The organism is Novosphingobium sp. (genome assembly GCF_965214355.1).
In the GTDB taxonomy this organism is placed as follows: domain Bacteria; phylum Pseudomonadota; class Alphaproteobacteria; order Sphingomonadales; family Sphingomonadaceae; genus Novosphingobium.
In genome coordinates this window covers 4,022,028-4,038,726 of the sequence record NZ_CBDCBI010000002.1, presented here as the reverse complement: position 1 = coordinate 4,038,726, position 16,699 = coordinate 4,022,028, and the positions used below count along the sequence as shown (strand labels likewise).

At 66.4% G+C, this 16,699-nt stretch carries 14 protein-coding genes; 4 read left to right on the top strand and 10 right to left on the bottom strand.

The features are described 5' to 3' along the window. Positions 1–143 precede the first annotated feature (143 nt). Genes ACOOE2_RS18475 through ACOOE2_RS18460 form a run of 4 tightly spaced genes read left to right on the top strand, consistent with a single transcriptional unit; the run spans position 144 to position 4,775 of the window. Complete coding sequence (locus ACOOE2_RS18475; RefSeq protein WP_420384445.1) at positions 144–2,174, top strand: FUSC family protein; 2,031 nt, start codon at positions 144–146, stop codon at positions 2,172–2,174. Then, positions 2,171–2,392 carry a DUF1656 domain-containing protein gene (locus ACOOE2_RS18470; RefSeq protein ID WP_420384444.1) on the top strand — a complete coding sequence of 74 codons (222 nt, stop codon included), beginning with the start codon at positions 2,171–2,173 and terminating at the stop codon, positions 2,390–2,392. The genes ACOOE2_RS18475 and ACOOE2_RS18470 overlap by 4 nt, the downstream gene beginning before the upstream one ends. Next, positions 2,389–3,381, top strand: a complete 993-nt coding sequence (locus ACOOE2_RS18465) for an HlyD family efflux transporter periplasmic adaptor subunit (RefSeq protein WP_420384443.1) — start codon at positions 2,389–2,391, stop codon at positions 3,379–3,381. Before ACOOE2_RS18470 ends, ACOOE2_RS18465 begins: the two co-directional genes overlap by 4 nt. Next, positions 3,381–4,775 carry an efflux transporter outer membrane subunit gene (locus ACOOE2_RS18460; RefSeq protein WP_420384442.1) on the top strand — a complete coding sequence of 465 codons (1,395 nt, stop codon included), beginning with the start codon at positions 3,381–3,383 and terminating at the stop codon, positions 4,773–4,775. The genes ACOOE2_RS18465 and ACOOE2_RS18460 overlap by 1 nt, the downstream gene beginning before the upstream one ends. 91 nt (positions 4,776–4,866) lie before the next feature. Here ACOOE2_RS18460 and ACOOE2_RS18455 read toward each other — a convergent pair whose 3' ends face one another. The 10 genes from ACOOE2_RS18455 to ACOOE2_RS18410 all read right to left on the bottom strand — a co-directional run bounded on the left by ACOOE2_RS18455 (position 4,867) and on the right by ACOOE2_RS18410 (position 16,693). Continuing rightward, positions 4,867–5,940, bottom strand: coding sequence for an alpha/beta hydrolase (locus ACOOE2_RS18455; RefSeq protein WP_420384441.1), 1,074 nt, complete (start codon positions 5,938–5,940; stop codon positions 4,867–4,869). Between the two features lie 57 nt (positions 5,941–5,997). Continuing rightward, the gene (locus ACOOE2_RS18450) at positions 5,998–7,347 is read right to left on the bottom strand and encodes a family 1 glycosylhydrolase (protein ID WP_420384440.1); all 1,350 of its coding nucleotides are present in this window, start codon (positions 7,345–7,347) and stop codon (positions 5,998–6,000) included. Further along, positions 7,344–8,210, bottom strand: coding sequence for an alpha/beta hydrolase (locus ACOOE2_RS18445; protein WP_420384439.1), 867 nt, complete (start codon positions 8,208–8,210; stop codon positions 7,344–7,346). Before ACOOE2_RS18445 ends, ACOOE2_RS18450 begins: the two co-directional genes overlap by 4 nt. A 68-nt stretch (positions 8,211–8,278) precedes the next feature. Further along, on the bottom strand, positions 8,279–10,558 hold the full coding sequence (locus ACOOE2_RS18440) for a TonB-dependent receptor (RefSeq protein ID WP_420384438.1): 2,280 nt from the start codon (positions 10,556–10,558) through the stop codon (positions 8,279–8,281). Between the two features lie 98 nt (positions 10,559–10,656). Continuing rightward, the gene (locus tag ACOOE2_RS18435) at positions 10,657–11,484 is read right to left on the bottom strand and encodes a fumarylacetoacetate hydrolase family protein (protein ID WP_420384437.1); all 828 of its coding nucleotides are present in this window, start codon (positions 11,482–11,484) and stop codon (positions 10,657–10,659) included. Between the two features lie 4 nt (positions 11,485–11,488). After that, a complete protein-coding gene (locus ACOOE2_RS18430) occupies positions 11,489–12,409 on the bottom strand; it encodes a VOC family protein (RefSeq protein WP_420384644.1) in 921 nt (306 codons plus the stop codon). Next, positions 12,409–12,837, bottom strand: coding sequence for a GlcG/HbpS family heme-binding protein (locus tag ACOOE2_RS18425; protein WP_420384436.1), 429 nt, complete (start codon positions 12,835–12,837; stop codon positions 12,409–12,411). Before ACOOE2_RS18425 ends, ACOOE2_RS18430 begins: the two co-directional genes overlap by 1 nt. Next, positions 12,834–14,465 carry a bifunctional 3-(3-hydroxy-phenyl)propionate/3-hydroxycinnamic acid hydroxylase gene (locus ACOOE2_RS18420; protein ID WP_420384435.1) on the bottom strand — a complete coding sequence of 544 codons (1,632 nt, stop codon included), beginning with the start codon at positions 14,463–14,465 and terminating at the stop codon, positions 12,834–12,836. The genes ACOOE2_RS18425 and ACOOE2_RS18420 overlap by 4 nt, the downstream gene beginning before the upstream one ends. Before the next feature lie 6 nt (positions 14,466–14,471). After that, complete coding sequence (locus tag ACOOE2_RS18415) at positions 14,472–15,713, bottom strand: amidohydrolase family protein (RefSeq protein ID WP_420384434.1); 1,242 nt, start codon at positions 15,711–15,713, stop codon at positions 14,472–14,474. Positions 15,714–15,802: 89 nt separating this feature from the next. After that, on the bottom strand, positions 15,803–16,693 hold the full coding sequence (locus tag ACOOE2_RS18410; protein ID WP_420384433.1) for a LysR family transcriptional regulator: 891 nt from the start codon (positions 16,691–16,693) through the stop codon (positions 15,803–15,805). Positions 16,694–16,699: the final 6 nt, after the last annotated feature.

Sequence of the window (16,699 nt, the reverse complement as noted above, 5' to 3'; positions counted from 1 at the left end):
CCGGCGCGACAATTGAATTAAATCCGGGAACCGGTCAGAATTCCTGTTGCAGTGTCTGGATCCGGGCAACCTTACATGCTGTGCGCGGGTTACGCGCCTGCGCAGTTGTGGCATACGGCCTGCCGAATGCCGAAAGGGCGCGCATGAATAACTGGGTTCCGAGCTGGTGGCCGGCTTTGCTGTATTCGGCAAAGACAGCAGTGGCCGCGCTGGCGGCGCTGGGTATCGCGCTGCTCGACGGGCAGGCAATGCCGTTCTGGGCGATGAGCACGGTTTATATCGTGTCGAACCCGGTTGCGGCGGCCACCCGGTCGAAAGCGGTCTATCGCGCGCTGGGTACGATCATCGGCGCGGCCGCCGCCGTGTTCATGGTGCCCCTGCTGGTGAATTCGCCGCTGATGCTCAGCCTGGCCCTGGCGGCGTGGGTCGGCGGATGCCTTGCGGTGTCGCTGCTCGACCGCAGCCCGCGCGCCTACGCGCTGATGCTGGCAGGCTATACCGCGACGATCATCGGGTTTCCCGCGGTCAACCGGCCCGAAGCGATATTCGACACCGCGGCCGCGCGCGTGACCGAAATCCTGCTCGGCATTGCCTGCGCCACCGTGGTCCACAGCCTGATCCTGCCGCAATCGCTGGGCAGCCGGCTGGGGCCCCGGCTCGATACATGGCTGGCCAATGCCGAAAGCTGGCTGGCGGATATCGTCGATCCGCGGCCCGGTCCCGACCAGCGCGCAACGTTCGAGCAGGACCGCCGCCGGCTGGCGGTCGATGCCGTCGATTGCGTGCTGCTGGCAACGCACGTGCCGTATGATACGTCGCATTGGCGCGAGGCCAATCGCACGGTGCAGGCGCTGCTGTACCGCATGCTGCTGCTGCTGCCGATCCTGTCGGGGCTGGCCGACCGGCGGCGCGGATTGGGCGATGATCCTGCGCTGGCGCCTGCGCTCGCGGATGCGCGCCAATGGCTGGCCGACGGGACGGATGCAGCGGACCAGCCCGATTATCTGGCGGGCGCGCAGCCTGCGTCGCACTGGCCCGATCTGCTGCGCGAAAGCTTTCTGGTGCGGCTGGGCCAAGCTTCGATGATCCTGCGCGAATCGCGGCAATTGCTTGGCCGGCTCGATGATCCCCGGCGTGCGCTGCCGGCCGCGCTAGCGGGCGAACGCGTGCACCTGCGGCTGACCAACGATCCGGGACAGGCGCTGCTGGCGGGGCTTTCGGCCATGCTCGCGATCCTGCTGGTCACCGCGTTCTGGATTTATAGCGGGTGGCCCGATGGCGCGGGCGCGGCGGTGATGACCGGGGTGTTCTGCTGCCTGTTCGCAGCGTTGGACAATCCGGTGCCGATGATCCTGGCGTTCGGCGTGGCGATTACTTCGGCGATTCCGTTTGCGGGCATCTATCTGTTCGGCGTGCTGCCACGCGTGGATGGCTATGTCGAGTTGTGCGCGGTGCTGCTGCCGCCGATGCTGGGGATGGGCATGTTCCTGCTGCACCCGCGCCACGGCCTGTTGGCGACGGCGTTTGCCATGGGGTTTTTCAGCGCGCTGGCGCTGCAGCAGGAATACAACGCCGATCTGGAGCGGTTCATCAATGGCAACATGGGGCAGTTGCTAGCGGTGCTGGCCGCGGCCGGGGTGTCGGCGGCGCTGGGCACCACGGCCGCCGACGCGGCGATCGCGCGGCTGGTGCGGCGCCAGCATCATGACCTGGCGCGGCTGGCGGGCGCAAACAGCCCGCCCGATCCGGCGCGCGTGCTCAGCCGCGCCAGCGATCACCTGTCGCTGATCACGCAGCGGCTGGGGGCAGGGGATGACCGTGCGGTGATGGGCCTCAGCGATGTGCGCATTGCGGTCAATATCGCGCAGATCCAGCAATTGCGCGCATCCGGAGACCGGCGCCTGCGCGTTGCGTGCACCCGGCTGTTGCAGGCGACAGCGCGCTATTTCGCACGCAGCGCGCCGGGCGATGCGCCGCCGCCCGCGCTGCTGGTGCATATCGACCGCGCGTTGCGCTCGACACTGGGCGCAGCGGCGCCGCGTGCGGGCTATGGGGGGGAACTGATCGGCAGCGACCCGGCGACAGGCCGCGCCGCGCTGGTGGCCTTTCGCCGCAATCTGTTTCCCGATGCCGCCGCGTTCGATCCGGCCGGCATAGGGGGTGTGCCCGCATGATCCAGGAATATGCCATCCACGGCGTGTTTATCGCCGCCGCGCCGCTGACCGCGATGCTGGCAGTGGGGATTACCTATCTGCTGCATAGCGGGCTGATCGCGCTGCGCTTTTATCGCTGGGTCTGGCACCCGGTGCTGTTCGATACCGCGATGTTCGTGGCGGTGTGGGCGCTGATCACGTTTCATCCGCTGCCGTTACCCCAGGGATTGTTGCCATGACTGCCTATCGCCGCCTGTCGCTGTCGTCCCCGATCGCCACGCAGGTCATTCGGGTCGCGATTACCGCGCTCATGGTCATCTTGGCGATCATGGCAGGATGGCGGCTGTGGACGCATGCAGAGGCCGACCCATGGACACGCGATGGCCGCGTGCGTGCCGATGCTGTGCAGATCGCACCCGATGTTGCAGGGCTGGTGACCGGGGTGTTTGTCGGCAATGACGCGGTGGTGCACCGGGGACAGGTCTTGTTCGAAATCGACCGCCCGCGCTTTCAGATCGCCCTGGCGCAGGCGCAGGCCGGCCTGACCCAGGCGCAAGCCTCGCAGACACGCACCGGCTCGGGCGTGGCCAAGGCCACCGCCGAACTGGCCGAGGCGCAGCGCGAGGCACAGCGCAATCGCGGCCTTGGCGATCTGGTCGCGACCGAAGTGACCGAACAGAGCGAAACCAAGGTTGCCGGCGCGCAGGCCGCGCTGGCCGATGCGCAAAGCGCGGTGGCGCTGGCGCAGGCCGGCGTTGCCGCAGCGCGCAGCACGCAGGCACTGGCGGCGCTCAATCTGGAGCGCACGCGTGTGCTGTCACCGGTCGACGGGCGGCTGTCGGACATGACGCTGCGCCCCGGCGATTACGTCACGCCGGGCAAGGCGGTGATGGCGCTGGTCGATACCGCGTCGCTGCGCATCGAGGGCTATTTCGAGGAAACCAAGCTGCCCGCAATCCATCCCGGCCAGCGCGCGATCATCCATCTGATGGGCGATGAGCGCGTGTTGCACGGCCATGTCCTGTCGATCGCAGCCGCGATCGAGGACCATGATCGCACCGCCAGTGCCTCGCTGTTGCCTGCGATCAATCCCAATTTCAGCTGGGTGCGGCTGGCGCAGCGCGTACCGGTGCGCATCGCGATCGACAATGCGCCCGCCGACATCGCGCTGATCCCCGGCCGCACCGCAACGGTGACGCTCGACAGGGACGGGGAGCGCCGCCGGTGATGCGCGCACGCCTTGCGCTTGCCCCCCTGCTTGCCCTGTGCGGCTGCGCGGCGGTCGGACCAAATTACCACATACCGGCGAACGCAGCGGTCAATGCGCCGGCAGCCCGGGGCGCGTTCCACGAGGCCGGCGCCGGAACGCAGGGCGATCCGCTGCCGCCGCGCTGGTGGCACCTGTACGACGATCCGGCACTCGATGCGCTGGAAGAACAGGCGCTGGCGGCGAACACCGATCTGCGCATCGCAGGCGCCAATCTGGCGCATGCGCGCGCGGTGGTCGATGTGGCGAACGGCGCGAAGGAGCCCGAATTCAGTGTGTCGGCGCAGGCCGAACGCGCGCGCCTGTCGGGCGAATCGTTCCTGCTGTTCGATCCGATCCCCGTCGCGACGCTGGGCGAAGTCAACGCCGGGGTACGGTACCAGATCGACCTGTTCGGCCAGATCCGCCGCCAGGTCGAGGCAGCGCGCGCCGACGAGGCCGCCAGCGAAGCGACCGTGCGCGCGGTCAAGGTGACTCTGGCCGCCGAAGTCGCGCGCGCCTACCTGGCGCACTGCGCGGCGAACGAAGCGGTGGCGATCGGCACCGAGGCGATCGCGGTCGACCACCGCGCGCTCGATATCGCGCGCCGGCTGAAAGCCGCCGGTCGCGCAGGCGACAGCGATGTCACCCGCGCCGAAGGACGGCTGGCGCAAATAACCGCGATGGTGCCGGCGCAACGCGCGCGGGGCCGCGCCGCGCAGTACCGGCTGGCCTATCTGCTGGGCAAGCCGCCGGCGGATGCGCCCACGATCGCATGCACCACGATCCCCACGATCGCGCGCCCGCTGCCGGTGGGCGACGGCGCCGCGCTGATCGCCCGGCGGCCCGATGTGCATGTCGCGGAACGGCAACTGGCCGGCGCGACCGCACGGATCGGCGTGGCGACGGCGGCGCTGTATCCGCATATCGGCATCGGCCTGTCTGGTGGTTCGTTCGGGTTCCTGAAAGACCTGGGCACGGCGCCCGCGAACATGTGGTCGATCGGCGGGCTGCTGCAATGGACGATCCCCGGCGGCGGCGAGCGCGCGCGGGTGCGCGCCGCAAATGCCGATGCCGATGCCGCGCTGGCACGCTTCGACGGCACGGTGCTGGCAGCCCTGCGTGAGACCGAAACCGCGCTGGCGGCCTATGCCGAAGATCACAACCGCGCGGTCTCGCTCGACCAGGCGCTGGCCTCGGCCGCGCAGGAAACAGCCGATATACAGCGTTTGCGCGCGGCGGGCCGCAGCCCACTCGCCGCCTCGATCGGCGCGGCGCAAAGCACGCTGGTCGCACGCGCAGCCCAAGCCAACGCGCGCGAAGCGATCGCGATGGATCAGGTCAATGTGTTCCTGGCGCTCGGGGGCGGCTGGTAAGACCATCGCCCTTTTGTCTTGAACTGTTGACTGTGCCAGCCTTTGCCCGCCGGAGGCACCCTTCCTGCTTATCCTTGAAGATCATGCAGGCTCACCCTGCAAACGCCCGCGTCAGCGCCGCGATCTTGGCCGCGTTGAACGCCTTGGCCACGCTGGTCTGCGCAGCGATCCCGTCGAAACCGTGGAACGCGCCGGGCACGACCAGCAATTCGGTCGGCACGCCGGCATCGATAAGGCGGTGCGCATACGTCACGTCTTCATCGACGAACAGGTCGATCGCGCCGACCCCGATAAATGTCGGCGGCAATCCGCGCAGATCGGCGGTGCGCGCAGGCACTGCCGCGACCGGCACCCCCGACGAGCCGGGCGCCACGCCCAGGAAGCTGTCCCAGCCGAGCACATTCTTGGGCGGTGTCCACAACAGCGCGCCGATGTGCGGATTGGCGGGCTCGCGCGCGCATGTCCGGTCATCGAGCATCGGATAGACCAGGATCTGCGCGCACAGCGGCACTTCGCGGCGATCGCGCGCGGCGATGGCAAGCAGCGCGGCATGACCGCCACCCGCGCTTTCGCCCATCACCGCGATGCGGCGGCGGTCGACGCCCAGATCATCGGCATGATCGTGCAGCCATTTCAAACCGGCATAATTGTCCTCGACCGAGCCCTGCCAGCGCGTTTCAGGCGCCAGGCGATAGTCGACCGACACGATCACGCAGCCCAGCGTTGCCGCAAGATCCTGCAAAGCAGAGATCATCCCCTTGGCATCGCCGACGATGAAGCCGCCGCCGTGGGTGTGCAGGATGGCCGGCGCCCTGTGTGCTGGATCGCGCGAGGGATTGGCATTGATCACATAGACCGGCACCGCGGGCGCGCCGTTCCGGCCCGCGATCTGTTTCAACGACCAGGCCGGGCTGGCGAGCGGCGGCGCGCTGAACGTGGCCATTTGTCGGCGCATGGCCGGGATATTGGCTGCGATCGGGGGCTGGTCGCCGGCCATCATCTGCTGCATCTGTCGCGCGAACGGCCGCAATTCGGGATCGACGAAGCCCAGATCGCCGATATCGCCGGCAGCCGCAGGGCGCTGGCCAAAGCTGCTGCCGGGCAATGTCGCGGTGAGCGCCAGTGCGGCGCCGGATCGGACAAGGTTGCGACGCGATACGATCATGCTGGTCGTCTCCTCTGGGCGGACACGTTGCGCGCGCCTTGCTGAACCCGTGCTGGATCAGCCCGGTAGAGCGTTACCCCGTGCGATTGCGCCCAGCACCGCTGCGCTGGGCTTGGCGGTGCGTGCGAACGTTACCGGATCTACGCTGGCCAGACCCATGTGGACTTTATAGCCGAAAATCCATTCGAAATTGTCGAGCAACGACCAGTGGATATAGCCGAGCACCGGCACGCCGTCGTCCATCGCGGCTTTCAGCCCATGCAGCGCCGCCGGGATCATCCGCGCGCGGATCGTGTCGTCATCGACCGATGCGCCGTTTTCGGTGACCATGATCGGGCAGCCGGTTGCCTGATGCGCATAACGCACGCTGCCGCCAAGCGACGCCGGATAGATTTCCGCGCCGCGTACGCCGCGCACGGCATCTGCGGGCACGGGCACGCGGCCCTTGTCGTCCCACACCATGCGTTCGTAGTTCTGCACGCCCAGGAAATCGTCGCCTTTGACGGCGTCGAGCCACGGGCTGTAAAGCACTTCGCGCATGTGGTCGCGGATCGAATGCGGCCCCGCTGCCTGATCGTCGAACATCGACAGGCTGACCCCGACCGGCAGATCGGGGCGCACGGCCTTGATTGCGGCGCGTCCGGCCTTGTGCCCGGCAACCAGATTGCGGGTGGCGGTGGGGATATCATCGATATCGATGGAATTGCCCGCGGCAAATTTGGCCGTGCCATGCGCGCGCGCGGCTGCTTCGAGCATGGCATGCTGGCCAGCGATCGCTTGCGGCGGCAACACGACTTTCAGGACATTCATGATATTGGGTTCGTTGAGCGTCAGGGCATAGCCGATCCCGCCGGCCAGCGCCTGCGCCGCTTTTTCGCAGAACCGGGCAAACAGCGCAGGGGCCTGCGGGTTGGTCCAGCCGCCCATCGCGGCAAACCAGATCGGCGTGGTATAGTGGTTGAACGTCACCACCGGGGTCAGCCCGCGTTGGTGGCAGCCGTCGATGATCGTCTTGTAATAGTCGAGCATCGCGCGCGAAAACTGGCCTTGCGCCGGCTCGATCCGGGGCCATTCCAGGCTGAAGCGATAGGTGTTGAGCCCGATCGCCTTGACCAGATCGAGATCCGCGCGCCACAGCTCAAAGCTGTTGCAGGCATCGCCCGACGGTTCGGAATAGATCGACGGCTTGATGTTTTCCAGCACCCAGCTGTCGGCATTGGTGTTGTTGCCTTCGACCTGATGCCCGGCCGTGGCCGCACCCCACAGAAATCCCTTGGGAAAATTGGGGTTGAAGGGCTTCGGCGCCATTTTGGCGACGGCCGGTGCACCCGCAAGGACGGCGCTGCCGGCCAGTGCGGCTGTGCCGCCAAGGATGCTGCGGCGGGTCACGGTGGTGGGATCGGTCATGTCAAATCCTCGATGAAGGCGGCGATTTCGTCGGCCAGGCGGGTGTCGCTGGTGCCCAGGTGCATCGCCATCGTGTAATGGTTGTGCCCGGTCATGATCACCGCGCGCGGCATCGTGCCGTGGCGGGCGCGGCGATCGTTGCACAGCCCAATGAATTCGGCCTGGAACCGGTCGGGATCGTATTGTGCGCTTGCGACCAGCAGCGGCAGCGCCGTGCCCGCCACCGCTTCGAGCGGGGCCTTGTCGGCATAAGTCGCGCCAGCGCCATAATAGCGTTCGTCGCGCGCATCGATCGGCGTGTAGCCATAGAGGCCCGACAACAGGACCGCGCCGCGGATCTGTGCTGCGTGATCGGGTGCGAGCCGCAGATAGCCCGCGATATGAACCGCGCCGGCCGAAGTGCCGATCACCACGATTTTCGCCGGATTCCCGCCGTATTGCGCGACATTGTCGCTCAGGAATGCGATGGCCGCGGCAACATCCTGGCTGCCCGCAGGCCAGCCATGATCGGGCGCCAGCCGGTAGTTGATCACCGCGCCAATCCACCCGCGCTGCGCCGCCATCCGCCCGACCGCGGCATTGGCCCAGTGCGTATCGCCCCCCGAACCGCCTTTATCGCCTTGCACAAAGCCGCCGCCATGGACGAACACGATCACGGGTTTTGGCGCGCCGTCCGGGGTGCCGTACAGGTCTAGCCGGTGGCGCGCATCGGGGCCATATGCCAGGTCGCGGGCAAGCACGGGCACGGCCTGCGCCAGCGCGGTCTGCTCCGCATCGAACAGCGCGCGGCACCGGGCCAGCGTATCGGGGCCGAGCTCCATCCCCATGGCGCCGATTGCCCGGGCCAGTTCACGCGATTGCATCGCTTGCATCTCCTGCAGTGGCATCGGCGCGATATCCGCGCCGGGTTGCCCCGGCGCGAAAACCGCGATCAGAACTTGCCGTCGAGCGACAGGCCCACCTGGCGAAAGCCGTTCGGGCCGTAAAACGCGCCGATATTGGACGCGCCGTTATAGGGAAAGCCGCTTTGAAACAGGATCGGTTCGTGCACATTGAACAGGTTGCGCGCAAACACCGCCACGGTGAAGCGGCTATCCGCCGTGCGGACCCCGACGCGACCACCCACGGTCCAGTGCGGGCCGAACGTGCTTTGGGCGACGCTGGTCTGTTCATAGCTGACGCGCGATTTCCAGATCGTATCGGCAGCCAGGAAGCCGTTGACCGTCTGGCTGACCGGCACCGAATATTCGCCCGACATCGTGAACTTGTATTCGGGCGAATTGGCGAGCTGGGTGTTGCCCAGATCGGATCCGTCCGTGCCCCGGAAGCCCGCAGGGTATGTCGCCTTGGCCCAGATGAACCCGGTGTTGAGTGACAGGTTCTGCGTGACTTTGCCGAACAGGTTGATTTCCGCGCCGCGCGTTTTCACGCCATCGATATTGGTCTGGGCACAAGACAGCGAGCCGACCGCGTTGGACGTGCAGTTCTGCGCCTGGAAATTCTGGACCTTTTCATAGAACAGGTTGGTGTCGAGCACCCAACTGCGGAACAAGGTGCTTTTCAGCCCCAATTCGTATGCGGTCGGCACTTCGGGCTGGATCACATGCGGCACTTCGCCCGACGGGTTGGAAATCTGCCCGCCCTTGAAGCCACGCGTCACGGTGCCATAGACCATCGTGCGGGCGGCAACGTCGTATTGCGCGCCGAGCTTCCACGAGAACTTGTTGACGTCGAGCGCGGTATAGCTGTTCGTGGACGCCGGGATTGCGTCGGCCGTCGTGCCCAGCCGCAGATTGTCCTTGGTATAGCGACCACCAACGATCAGCCGCAGCTTTGGCGTGGCATGGATGGTCGCCTGGCCGAAAATCGCGCCCGACGTATCGGTCACGCGGTATTCGCCGGTGCCGCCCAGATTGACGGGAATAAGCACCCCCGGCGCCGGGTGAATGAAGACGTCGGTGGTTTCGGCAGCCGCATGCTGGATCTGGCTCGAAAAGAACAGGCCGGCGGTGTATTCGATCAGCTGGTTGGCCGGCGACGACACGCGCAATTCCTGCGTGAGCAGATAGATCGGGTGATTGACCGGTCCGTTGAACACCTGCAGTTCGAGCGGGTCGGCGCGGAACACATTGGAGGCGGCGCCATAGCCCGATTCGAGGCTGGTGCGATACGCCGTGATCGAGGTTATGGTAAACGGCTCGGTCTTGTAATCGAGCTGCAACGATACGCCGCCGGTCTCGTTACGATCGACAAAGCTGTTGGCCGCGCTGCAGAAATTGCGGTTGCCAAAGCCCGGGGTGATGCCGCAACTGGCCAGGTTTGCCGCGACATTGTCGGGCAGCGGGAACGGCACGACCGGGTTGAGGTTGGCGCCGTCGGCCTTGACGAAGGTGAAGAAGTCCCCGCCGTTGGTCGTGCGCGTGCGGCTGTAATCGCCGATCAGGTTGACCGTCAGCGCATCATTGGGCTCCCACAGCAGATGGCCGCGGAACCCGAACGTGTCGTTGGCATCGTACTGGCGCGTGGTCAGGTCGTAATCCGGGCCCTGACGCGTGTTCGAAAAGCCGGAAATGCGCAAGGCTGCCGTTGGCGCCAGCGGTATGTTCATCACGCCCTGCACGACCTGGTCGCCAAACAGCGATCCGGCGACACCGCCGCCCGACATTTCTGTGCGCATGCGCAGGCTGAACACGCCGAACTCGGGCTTGTTGGTGGTGATGTTGATAACACCGGCCGATGTGGTCAGGCCAAACAGCGTGCCTTGCGGGCCTTTCAGCACCTCGACGCGGGCGACGTCGAACAAGTCGGAAATGTTGGCATTGCCCTGGCTGACCTGGTCGACGACGATACCGACCGAGGGCACTGCCCCTGCGGAAAACGTCTGCGTACCGATGCCGCGGATCGAGCCGCCGCCGCCGGTGCTCTGCCCTGCCGCGGTGTTGATTTCCAGGCTCGGCGCGATGCGCGCCAGGTCGCCGACCGTATCGATCTGCTGGCGTTCGAGCTGCGCGCTGTCGGCAACGGTGATCGAGATCGGCACTTCGGTCACTTTTTCGGCACGGCGCTGCGCGGTCACGATGATTTCGCCCGGCTCCGGCGTCGTGGCGCCGGCCTGGGGCGCGGCGTCGGCGGCAAAGGCAGGGTTCGCCAGGATGGCGAGCGCCAGACCTGCGCTGCCGGTCAGAAAACGGCGGTTACGTTGCATGCTCATTTCATGTCTCCCTGTGCGGATGCTGTCTGGCGGGGTGTTTATCCCGGCAGCGCATCCTTGTTGTTTCATCTCCCGGCCGGATGGCCGGGGACACGTGATCATGCTTCGGCGATGACCGGATTGGTCAGCGTGCCGATTGTGCCGATCGATACCGTGACCGTATCGCCGGGCAAGAGGTACAATGGGGGCGAGCGCTTGTCGCCGACCCCGCCCGGCGTGCCGGTGGCGATGACATCGCCCACGCCAAGTTCGGTAAAGGTCGAGCAATAGGCAATGATCGTGGGGATATCCCAGATCATGTCGCTGACCGGCTGATCCTGCACCAGCTCGCCGTTGACGCGGGTCTGCACGCGCTGGCTGCCAAGGTCAGTCACTTCGTCGGGCGTCACGAGCGCGGGGCCGAAGCCGCCGGTCGCTGGCCAGGTCTTGCCCGGGGTAAACTGGATGTTGTGGCGCTGCCAGTCGCGCACCGATCCGTCGTTGAACGGCGCGTACCCTGCGACATGGTCCCAGGCATCGGCCGGCTTGATCCGGCGGCCGCCCTTGCCGATCACCACGGCCAGTTCGCCCTCGTAATCGAAGCGCGCGGTTTCGGGCGGATGCACGATTGCCGCGCCTTCGCCGATCAGCGAATCGGCCCAGCGGTGAAAGATCGCCGGATGCTCTTTCTGGTCGCGCCCGGTTTCGGCAACGTGCGTGGCATAGTTCAGCCCGACGCACAGGATCTTGCCCGGATTGGGAATGACCGGCAGCAGCGTGATCGAGGCGAGCGCCAGTTCCGGGCCGGTCGTTGCGATCGTGCCAAGCCCTGCGGCAATTGCGGCCTTGAGATCGGTCGCGAAAGCGCCGAGATCGTAGACGGTTTCGCCGTCGATGCGGCCCCACGAGGCAGTGCCATCGGCGCGAAGGAAAGATACAAAACGCATGAAATCAGGCTCCAACGGGCAGATTGAGAGGTGCCGGCGTCCATTCCCGGCGAAAACGGAACGCTTCCTCCGCGACGCGCAAGCCAGCGAGATCCTTGTCGGAAACACCCCATTGATCGATGCGCTTTTCGGGCCAGGTCCAGTCGTCGGGCGCGCCGGCAGCGTAATCCTCGGCCACCTTTTCGACCGCAGTCGAATATTCGATCACCGGGCCGAACGGCGCGATGTAATAGGCGTAGACATTGTCGCCCGGGCCGTGGCGGCCGGGGCCCCAGGCGGGGGTGAAGCCATGATCGCGCATATTGCCGATGCCGCGCATCACCGCGTCGAGGTCATCCATTTCGAACGCGACATGATTGAGGCTGGAAAAGCCGGCGCGGGCAAACGCGGTCGAATGGTGCGATGTGTTGCAGCGCACGAACACCATGCCCTTGGTCCGGTCCGACACGCGGAAATCGAGTACCGCTTCGGCCAGGTCGCCGCTCGCCTCGGCATCGGCAGAATTGAACACGACATGCGTCAGCTTGACCGGCATGACTTTGCGGCTGGCCTTGGCGTGCGTGTCGATCGGGGCGACTTCGGTCGCGCCTGTCAGAAAGCGCAGCAGTTCGCCCTCGGCCAGTTCGACGACGATCCCGGTGCCGCCGCCCGGATCGGACGAGACACACGGCGCGGCGTTCAATCCGCGCGCCTCGGCAGCACGGGCAACGCCCTGCAACCGTTCGGGCGAACAGACGAATGTGGTCGAACGCACGAACTGCTCGGCGTTTTCGGAGATGGCGACAAGATAGGGAAACGTCCCGCTGCCGCGCAGATACCAGGTGTCGCCGATGTGGCCGCCATCGGCTGCGCCCCACACGTCGATCATCCAGCGGTGCGCCTCGGCGGCGCCGGGCAACGCCAGTTCGATGCTGCGCAAATTCATCATGCGGATGCTCCTGTGGGGAACCCTGCGGCGGCAATTCCCGCACTCACCGCGTCAGCATCGTTGGGCCCGGTGTCGCCCGATGCGCCGACCGCGCCGATGATGGCGCCATCCCCATTGCGCACCAGCACGCCGCCGGGTGACAGCGCGAGCCCGCCGTCGAACACGCCGACCAGGCTGCCGAAAAACACCGGATTGCCTTTGGCGCGTTCGGCCAGCACCGCCGTATCGTCGCCCATCGCCAGCGCGCCGTGCGCCTTGGCCCGGGCAATCGCGAACCGGCCGAAACTGGCACCATCCTGCCGCGCAAACGCCAGCAATTGCCCGCCGGCATCAAGCACGACGATGCCCAGCGGTTTCAGCGCAGCATTCTGCGCATGCGCAATCGTGCCGGCGATGATCGCCTGGGCGTGGCCAAGTGTAATCATGCGGCAGTCTCCAGAACAAGGCCGAGGGCATTGGCATAAGCCGCGATCAACGCGGGCGCAGACCCGGTGCCGAAGACATAGTGATCGGGACGTACCAGCGCCGCAGGCGTATCGTGCGCAGCCAACCAGGCGCGCAAGGCGCCGCCATCGTCGAGCGTCGCGATATCGATGGCGGTAATCCCTCGTGCGCGCGGCGCCGGACCATCGACGAACAGGCGCCAGCCCTGTCCGGTCGCATCGTCCAGCTTGCGACCATCGTCCAGCACCGGTTGAATAAACCGTTCGCCCGCGCCCGCAGTCCCGGGTAGCACCAGACCGGCCGAAATCGGCCGGATCAGGTCTGCGGCCGTCTGGTGCGTGCCCGGCTGTGCGGCTTGCGCTGCGGCGCGTGCGACCATTTCGGCATCGCGCACGACGGCTTTGTCAGGATCGAGCTCGCAGATATAGCGCCCCGCCGCGACTGCTGCGCCGATGACCGCGCGTACGTGCGGGTCGCGTTCGGGCTGATACGTGGCAAGGATCGCCGGATCGGCATGATCGTTGACGATCGCTGCCATTTTCCATGCCAGATTGGCGACATCGCGCAGCCCGTGGCACATGCCCTGGCCAAAGAACGGCGGCGTCTGGTGCGCGGCATCGCCGGCCAGGAACACATTGCCGACCTGCCACTGTTCCGCCACGAGCCCGTGAAAGCGATAGGTCGCCGAACGCACGATCGTGTGCGGCACGCTGCCGATCCACGGTTCGAGCAGGCGCACGACAGTGTCGGGCGCCATCATTGCGGCATCGTCTTCGCCGGGCAGCAGCATCATTTCCCACCGGCGATGGTTGCCCCGCCCGGGCACCACGGTCGCAGGCCGCGCAGGGTCGCACACCATCACCGACAGGCGCTGCAGATCGGCCTGTGCGGGCACGCCGGTCAGGTCTGGAAACGTCACCGGACCATCGACTTCGGCATCGACGACCAGCCATGGTTCCTCAAAACCCAGGTCATCGAGCACGACGCCCAGCGCCTTGCGCACGGGGCTGCGCGATCCGTCGCAGGCAATCGCCCATCGCGCGGTAGCCTGATGCTCGCGACCATCCTGGTGGTACGTGACTTTTAGCCCCTCCCCTTCAGGGGAGGGGTTGGGGTGGGGCCTCTCCCCACTCGCCGTGCCATGAGGAGAGCCCCCACCCCCGGCCCCTCCCCTGAAGGGGAGGGGGGGAGTTTGCGTCAGGCCGGTAAATTCCGCGCCAAGCTTGAGCATCACATTGGGCATCGCCGCAAACCCGGCGCGCAGATGCGTCTCGATCTCCGGCTGGTAGAAAAACCAGTCGTTCGACCACCCGAACGGCCGTGCGTGACCGACCGTGCCCATATAGCGGATGACTTGTCCATCGGCGCCGATGTGCAGATGTCCGTCGGTGTCGATCATGTCGGGCAGGATCGCTTCGGCGACGCCCGCCGATTGGAACAGCCGCACCATCTCGTGATCGAGATGCACCGCGCGCGGCAGCGGATAATGCGTGGTGTCGCGTTCCAGCACGAGCACCTGCAGCCCGGCGCGCCCGAGCAGGCACGCGGCCAGCGCGCCGACCGGGCCGCAGCCGATAATCACGACGTCATGGGTTGGTGAAGATGTCATCGAAATTCAGGCGCCCACCGAAGCCGTTTCAGGAAGCGTCTGCTTGTGGAAGGCCCCGCCCTGCATGATCGCGCTCAGGCGATCCTTGTCCTGCAGGATCGCCACGTCCGCGGTCGGATCGCCATCGACCAGCAGCAGATCGGCCATCCAGCCCTCACGAATCTCGCCCACATCCTGGCCCAGCAGTTGCCCGCCAAGGCTGGTCGCAGCGGCCAGTGCCTCGACCGGCGTATAGCCGAAATAGTCGACAAAGTGCGCCAGGTCGCGCGCATTGCGGCCATTGGGATTGAACGGAAAGCCATAGTCGCCACCGATCAGCACGCGGATGCCGGCGGCCTTCATCTTGGGCACGAGCACGCTTTCCAGCGCCATGCGCTCGGTCGCCGACGATTTCATGTGGCTCATGTCGATATGCGGCGGCGGCGATGCCTCGAGCGCGGCGACGGAAACGCCGCAGCCCGGGCCGTAGAACACCGTGTCCTTGTGCTGCGCCAGCAGCGCGATTGTCGCATCGCTGATATAGCTGGCGTGATAGATGATCCGGGCGCCGGCACGCAGCGCCAGCGCGACCGCTTCGTCGGTATAGGCGTGGCACGAAATCGCCAGGCCATGCGCGCGTGCGCCTTCGCGCGCGGCATCCATTTCGTCGGCGGTGTAATGGATCGCGTTGTGGCTGTCGGGCTTCAGCGCGCTTTCGCCCGAAATCACCAGTTTGACCGCCTTGACCCCTTCGGCGGCGCAATAGGCCATGAATGCGCGCATGGCCTCGGGCCCGCGCCCGTTGAACACATCGCCGGTCTCGACGCCTTCGGCGCCCTCCGGGCTGCGTTCCAAAGTCGAGGGTACCAGCCGCCCGCCGGGAATTTCGCCCTTCGCGATCTTTGCCGCCAGCCGGGTTTCGATGCCGTCGCCCAACGCGCCCGCCGACCACAGGCTGGTAAAGCCATGATCGAGCAGCACGCGGACATTGCGCGTGGCCGCCACTTCCATCTCTTCGGGCGGAAGCATGAACGCGTGATAGATTTTTTCGACCGACGAGGCCCAGGTCACATGCGTATGCGCCTCGACCATGCCGGGCATCAGTGTGCGGCCGGCGCCATCGATCACGCGTGTTGCGGCATCGGGGGTGATGGTATCGGGCGCATAGGCGACACGCGCGATCGTCGCGCCATCGGTCAATACGCTGCCGGCGCGCGCCGCACGGGGCGTGCCGTCGAAAATCCGGACGTCGGTGAACAGCGTCTTCACGCCGGTCTCTCCCTTTTGTTGTCGGTGCCGTATGACGCCATGCCGGCATCGCGTAAAATACGATTTTTTCGATACGCCATAGGATCAGCCTATGGCTGTTGCGCGATGCAGTCGAGCAACCGGTTCGCCATCGGTGACAATTCGCGTGCTTTCAGCCAGCGCACGCCGACCGAACGGTCGGTTGCGGCCTCGGCAATCGGGATCGCGCGCAACATGCCCGCAGTCAGTTCGCTTGCCGCCACGCGGATCGGCAGGATTGTCGCGCGCAACCCGTCGCGCACGATCGCCTTGGTCGTCAGCAGCGAATCGCACCGCACGACATCGCGCGGAATACTGACCCCGGCGACCAGGAAAAGGGCATCGAGCTGTCGCCGGAACCCGCCCTGTGCCTCGGGCAGGACCCAGCGCAGATCCTGCGCCTGGCGCAGCGAAATCGGCTGATCGGGCAGGGGATGGCTGGCCCCGACAATCAGCGCAAACGGATCGCGCGACAACGTTCGTTCGGTCAGGTCATCCGCCGGCGCCCCGATCGCCGTGGTCACGAACGCCAGTTCGATATCGCCCGCGCGCAACATGCCGGCCAGGTCGCGGTCCGGGCGTTCGACCACGCTGAGCCCCAGATGCGCGTATTCGCGATCGAGCCTGGCAATGGCGCCGGGCAGCAGACTGACCAGGGCACCCGGCGTGCCGCCGACGCGCAAAGGCCCGGCGCGCCCATGGCGCGCAGCGGCAACATCGGCCTCCGCATCGCGCAACAGGTGGTCGAGCATATTGGCGCGCGCCCGCAAAGCCTCGCCCGCCGGCGTCAGCACGATGCCCGTGCGCGTGCGTTCGAACAGCGGCCCACCCAGTCGCGCCTCGAGCATGGCCATCGCCGCCGAGACCGAAGGCTGCGAAATATTGAGCATGCGCGCGGCGCCGCTGATCGACCCGGCACGGCACACTTCGTGAAACATGCGCAAGGCGCGTGGGTCGATCATGCACTT

Coding starts and splice junctions, on each gene's coding strand:
- ACOOE2_RS18430 (WP_420384644.1), bottom strand. CDS start 12,409: ATGAATTTGCGCAGCATCGAACTGGCGTTGCCCGGCGCCGCCGAGGCG.
- ACOOE2_RS18470 (WP_420384444.1), top strand. CDS start 2,171: ATGATCCAGGAATATGCCATCCACGGCGTGTTTATCGCCGCCGCGCCG.
- ACOOE2_RS18410 (WP_420384433.1), bottom strand. CDS start 16,693: ATGATCGACCCACGCGCCTTGCGCATGTTTCACGAAGTGTGCCGTGCC.
- ACOOE2_RS18460 (WP_420384442.1), top strand. CDS start 3,381: ATGCGCGCACGCCTTGCGCTTGCCCCCCTGCTTGCCCTGTGCGGCTGC.
- ACOOE2_RS18450 (WP_420384440.1), bottom strand. CDS start 7,347: ATGACCGATCCCACCACCGTGACCCGCCGCAGCATCCTTGGCGGCACA.
- ACOOE2_RS18440 (WP_420384438.1), bottom strand. CDS start 10,558: ATGAGCATGCAACGTAACCGCCGTTTTCTGACCGGCAGCGCAGGTCTG.
- ACOOE2_RS18445 (WP_420384439.1), bottom strand. CDS start 8,210: ATGCAATCGCGTGAACTGGCCCGGGCAATCGGCGCCATGGGGATGGAG.
- ACOOE2_RS18420 (WP_420384435.1), bottom strand. CDS start 14,465: ATGACATCTTCACCAACCCATGACGTCGTGATTATCGGCTGCGGCCCG.
- ACOOE2_RS18475 (WP_420384445.1), top strand. CDS start 144: ATGAATAACTGGGTTCCGAGCTGGTGGCCGGCTTTGCTGTATTCGGCA.
- ACOOE2_RS18455 (WP_420384441.1), bottom strand. CDS start 5,940: ATGATCGTATCGCGTCGCAACCTTGTCCGATCCGGCGCCGCACTGGCG.
- ACOOE2_RS18425 (WP_420384436.1), bottom strand. CDS start 12,837: ATGATTACACTTGGCCACGCCCAGGCGATCATCGCCGGCACGATTGCG.
- ACOOE2_RS18435 (WP_420384437.1), bottom strand. CDS start 11,484: ATGCGTTTTGTATCTTTCCTTCGCGCCGATGGCACTGCCTCGTGGGGC.
- ACOOE2_RS18465 (WP_420384443.1), top strand. CDS start 2,389: ATGACTGCCTATCGCCGCCTGTCGCTGTCGTCCCCGATCGCCACGCAG.